A 3,044-nucleotide genomic window follows, 5' to 3' on the forward strand; every position below is an offset into this window, starting at 1 on the left:
AGCCGATGCCAAAGTTGACCTTGTGGTAATTTTTGAAATTTTATTCATTTCTTCACCAATAATTCCACGGGCATGCTGATTGGTTGTCTCCATTGTCACAAAGTCATCCACTGTTTTTTTATATGCAGCATCTAAATTGCTTAACTCTTCATCCTTTGTAAGCTTACGAGGTCCATTTTCATCAGCTACATATATTTCTCTGGTTCCATTTTCATAGCCCTTCACAATTTCATCATATAATTCTGCGTATGCTTTAACATAATTATTTGCCTTGTCAGTAATATTTAAGGCACTTTTTCCTGTATCAACATTTTGATTCTGCTGTGCTGCCTTCTTTTGAATTTCATAACTATAATCAATATCACTGATTTTTTTACTCGCTAACAGTTCCTTTCTTTGAACCACATCATCATATTTTTCCTGTCCACTCTGCTGTATACGATTACGATAATACTCCAATCCCTCATTAGAAATCGAAAGCTTCACTGATTGCCCCACTGTATGTTTTTCGTTTGTCTGACTATTTCCTTTCTGTACTTTATCAGTATTTTTTTCCATTATTGAATTCGTATTATTCATGTAATTAGATATTTTCATATTGTCACCTCAATTTCCATATTTATACAATGTCATTGACGGATAACGTCTGGTGAATGTCAAAGAATTTGATCCTACTGCATAATCATAATAATAATTAAAATTTTCTATATCTATTAACTTACCTGTTGACGGATCAATAATAACTGTCACGGCTTTAAAGTCCTGCCACAAATTATTCTCTTTATATGCCCCTGTGCATCTGCAATGAACACTGTAGAAGTTACTGTTATTTTAATTGCATACTTCATGCCTTCATATCAAAATTATCTTGCAATATTATGTTTTCACCTACACTACCAGTCTTTTCTTCACTATTTAGTGCTTTTCTCGCCTCACTAAATGCCTCATAATATGTCATTTTTAATGCTGAATGAACCTGTGACTCTGCTTTTGTTTCTTTTTCCTGCCAGCCTACTCCCCCTGTATAGGTCAAAACTTCTTCGCCCTCTTCATTGTATACATGAATTGCCGAGCCTGTCCCTGTTCCCTGATATTTTGCCTCATAAGGTATTCCAAACAGCATACAGAGCCATTTTTTGTCTGCTTCCTCAACTTCTTTCATTGCTGACATATTACCTGAATTCATTGATTGACTAAACTTTCCAATTAAAGCAGCTCTATTCGGGGCTACTTTGCTTACTTCCGTCTTTCTCAAATTCATAAATGCATTTCCCATATATACATTGTCCTGTGCATCTTTTTTTGCCAGATCAACAATCTTCTCTTTTAAAGAATCCGTTAATTTCCATTTGTTTTTTTTAGAAGATTTAGAAACATTTTTATTCGATGTGTTCCACACTTTTGCTGTGCTATAATTATTTGATATTTCCATTTAATTGAATCACCTCTCTGTTCTGTCATTTATGTAATCATACAATTCCTTATATGACAGATAACCTGATAAGTTGTTCGAATCATATTGTAACTGCATAAATTCTTTAATCATGCTCATATAGTCTTTCTTTTCATTTATGCTGTCAGAATCATAAGTGATGTTGCCATTCACACCACCAGCCGCATTCATGAAATCTCCAAAAGCATTTTTCGTAAAGCCTTCTACATCACTATATGTTGTATATGCAAGCATTTCCAAATAACTTGCATTTCTTGGATCAACATCATTTATCTGTACATTTGTATCTGTGTAATTTCCTTCTTTGTCCCAATATCTTACCCTGTATTCTGGGTTTGCCGAATCATATGCATCTGATTTATATACAGATGCACTACTGCCATCCGGAAATCCTACTGCTGTTAATGCATTTCCACTATCTTCTGTTCCCGACATATGTAATGTAATATTAGAAGATGTACTGCTTACATTTGATAACAAACCGGAATTCATACCGTTCGCTTTCGCAGTGTTTCTTTTTGTTCCTGTATAATAATTTGAATAATTATAACCGTTAATTCCTGCTATACTCATTTTCGTTTCCTCCAATTATTTTCATTCCTCTGTCATTCGGAATCTACTCACTCTCCATAACGGTCCAAAGACCATGCCTTTACAGGATAATCACAAGAAAGTACCCGACAAAAGCATACTATATTTTTATATCTACTGACTTCTTTCCACTCTCAACATACTCTCTCGTAATGCCATCCAATGCACCCTCCGGTATTGGTTTACCCGCTTTCCATGTAGGATCAGCAGCTTTTGCGGCTTTTGCAAATGCCTGTCTGTATTGATGTTCATATTGTTCCATTGTCCAGCCTGCTGATAAGCGGTCATCCTTATCCATTTTTCTGTATAAATTGTTATATACACTCTCCCTTTTGGTAGTATCACCATTTAGAGTACCATTTTCATTTAAGAATTCTTTCTTTGCCAGTTCAAACATTTCTTCCCGGCTACTCTCTGGAACAGAAATGATATGTTTATAACTGTTTCTGTTCTCATCCGTTACCGCAAGTCCTGTTAATCCGGTATTCGGATCAATCCAGTCTCCATTTTTGTCATATTGGCTCATCAGGTTCTTAATTGCCTGAACATTCGTAAACATTGCACCGTTTCCATTCTTCATCATCTCACTCAATGCTGCTTTATACTTTTTACTGTTTGTGTCAATCCCTGCTGCTTTTAATTGTTTCTGTACAGAGCTGCTGTTCATTTGGGACAACTGAATATTGTTGACTAAATTTGTTTTTGATGTTCCAAATGTCGTTTGAAATAAAAAACCGTAGTCCGTAATTCTTGACATAAGCGAAACCTCCCATCATTAAATTTTTTATATGTATCATCCATTTTATTTTTTTATATCGACACACTCCTTCTGATATTTTACCTTTTCTGCACCAAGTACGATTTTTTTGCACGAAGTAAGACTTTTTATGAATTGAGGAATAACTCAGCAATAAATTTATTTCCATCACTTTTCAATATTAAATTTCCATCATATTTTTTTACACTGCTCTGAACATTCAGCAGTCCTATTCCACCGCCT

Annotated in this window: 6 protein-coding genes; all 6 read right to left on the bottom strand. The window is 34.8% G+C overall.

Translation table 11 applies throughout. The features are described 5' to 3' along the window. Positions 1 to 597, bottom strand: a 597-nt coding sequence (locus H8S17_RS15780; RefSeq protein WP_186867870.1) for a hypothetical protein, incomplete at its 3' end; no start/stop codon positions are given. Between the two features lie 9 nt (positions 598 to 606). Continuing rightward, positions 607 to 771 (bottom strand): hypothetical protein, encoded by a 165-nt coding sequence (locus H8S17_RS15785; protein ID WP_186867871.1) that lies wholly within the window; start codon positions 769 to 771, stop codon positions 607 to 609. A gap of 73 nt (positions 772 to 844) precedes the next feature. After that, positions 845 to 1,432: a hypothetical protein gene (locus H8S17_RS15790; RefSeq protein WP_055171087.1), complete on the bottom strand. Its 588-nt coding sequence runs from the start codon at positions 1,430 to 1,432 to the stop codon at positions 845 to 847. A 9-nt stretch (positions 1,433 to 1,441) separates the two neighbouring features. Continuing rightward, positions 1,442 to 2,026 carry a hypothetical protein gene (locus tag H8S17_RS15795; protein ID WP_015517456.1) on the bottom strand — a complete coding sequence of 195 codons (585 nt, stop codon included), beginning with the start codon at positions 2,024 to 2,026 and terminating at the stop codon, positions 1,442 to 1,444. A gap of 118 nt (positions 2,027 to 2,144) precedes the next feature. Then, positions 2,145 to 2,801: a DUF3879 family protein gene (locus H8S17_RS15800; RefSeq protein ID WP_055217061.1), complete on the bottom strand. Its 657-nt coding sequence runs from the start codon at positions 2,799 to 2,801 to the stop codon at positions 2,145 to 2,147. A gap of 128 nt (positions 2,802 to 2,929) precedes the next feature. After that, positions 2,930 to 3,034 carry an ATP-binding protein gene (locus H8S17_RS17315; RefSeq protein ID WP_334298762.1) on the bottom strand — a complete coding sequence of 35 codons (105 nt, stop codon included), beginning with the start codon at positions 3,032 to 3,034 and terminating at the stop codon, positions 2,930 to 2,932. Positions 3,035 to 3,044: the final 10 nt, after the last annotated feature.

It is taken from the genome of Roseburia zhanii, from assembly GCF_014287635.1.
Taxonomy (GTDB): Bacteria; Bacillota; Clostridia; order Lachnospirales; family Lachnospiraceae; genus Roseburia_B; species Roseburia_B zhanii.